This is a genomic window from Streptomyces sp. NPDC046931 (genome assembly GCF_040644655.1).
Lineage (GTDB): Bacteria > Actinomycetota > Actinomycetes > Streptomycetales > Streptomycetaceae > Streptomyces.
The window spans coordinates 1-1,289 of record NZ_JBEYWX010000070.1 but is presented as its reverse complement, the minus strand read 5'-3'; the positions used below and the strand labels follow the sequence as shown (position 1 = coordinate 1,289).

The following is a 1,289-nucleotide window of genomic DNA, read 5'->3' as shown; positions in this document are numbered from 1 at the left end:
GCCGCGGTGGCCAGGGTCTTCTCGATGACGGGGACGACCGGCTCGAAGGTGGCTTCGTCGTGCACGAAGCCCCGGGCCAGGAAGTCGGGGGCCTCGGCGAGCGCGCCGGTGTCCGCGTCGACGATCGCCACCACCGTCACCACGCCTTCGGCGGCGAGGGTGAGGCGGTCCTTGAGGGACGCTTCGGTGGCGCCGCCGACTTCCATGCCGTCCACGTAGACGTTGCCGGCGGGGACCTTGCCCGTGATGGAGGCGCGCCCGTCGACCAGGTCGACGACGACACCGTCCTCGGCGATGACGACCCGTTCGGGGTCGACACCGGTACGGATGGCGAGGTCGGCGTTGGCCCGCAGGTGGCGCCATTCACCGTGCACGGGCATGACGTTGCGGGGCTTGACGATGTTGTAGCAGTAGACGAGTTCGCCGGCGCTGGCGTGCCCGGAGACGTGCACCTTGGCGTTGCCCTTGTGGACCACGTGGGCGCCCCACCGGGTCAGTCCGTTGATCACCCGGTAGATGGCGTTCTCGTTGCCGGGGATGAGGGAGCTGGCGAGCAGGACGGTGTCGTCCTTGCCGATGCGGATCATGTGGTCGCGGTTGGCCATCCGTGACAGCGCGGCCATCGGTTCGCCCTGGGAGCCGGTGCACACCAGAGTGATCTTGTGGTCCGGGAGCTTCTCCAGCTCCTTCGTGCTCACGACCAGACCGGAGGGGACCTTCAGATAGCCCAGGTCACGGGCGATGCCCATGTTGCGGACCATCGACCGGCCGACGAAGGCGACCTTGCGGCCGTGCTGGTGGGCGGCGTCCAGGACCTGCTGGATGCGGTGCACGTGGCTGGCGAAGCTGGAGACGATGACCCGGCGCGGCGCGGTGCGCATCACCTGCTCGATCGCCGGGTTCAGCTCACGCTCGGAGGTGGTGAAGCCGGGTACTTCGGCGTTGGTGGAGTCGGTGAGGAACAGGTCCACGCCCTCCTCGCCGAGGCGGGCGAAGGCGCGCAGATCGGTGATGCGGTCGTCGAGAGGGAACTGGTCCATCTTGAAGTCGCCGGTGTGCAGCACCATCCCGGCCCGGGTACGGATCGCGACCGCGAGGCTGTCGGGAATGGAGTGGTTGACCGCCACGAACTCGCAGTCGAAGGGCCCGAAGCCACGCCGGTCGCCCTCCCGCACCCGCACCGTCCGCGGCCGGATGCCGTGTTCCTTGAGCTTGGCCTCCAGGAACGCCAGCGTCAGCTTGGAGCCGACGACGGGAATGTCGGACCGCTCCCGCAGCAGGTACGGCAC

General features: G+C 68.8%; 1 protein-coding gene. It reads right to left on the bottom strand.

Annotation, left to right across the window (positions count from 1 at the left end):
* The coding region (locus ABZ876_RS39080) for a ribonuclease J (protein ID WP_361791203.1) at positions 1 to 1,289 on the bottom strand (1,289 nt) is incomplete at both ends.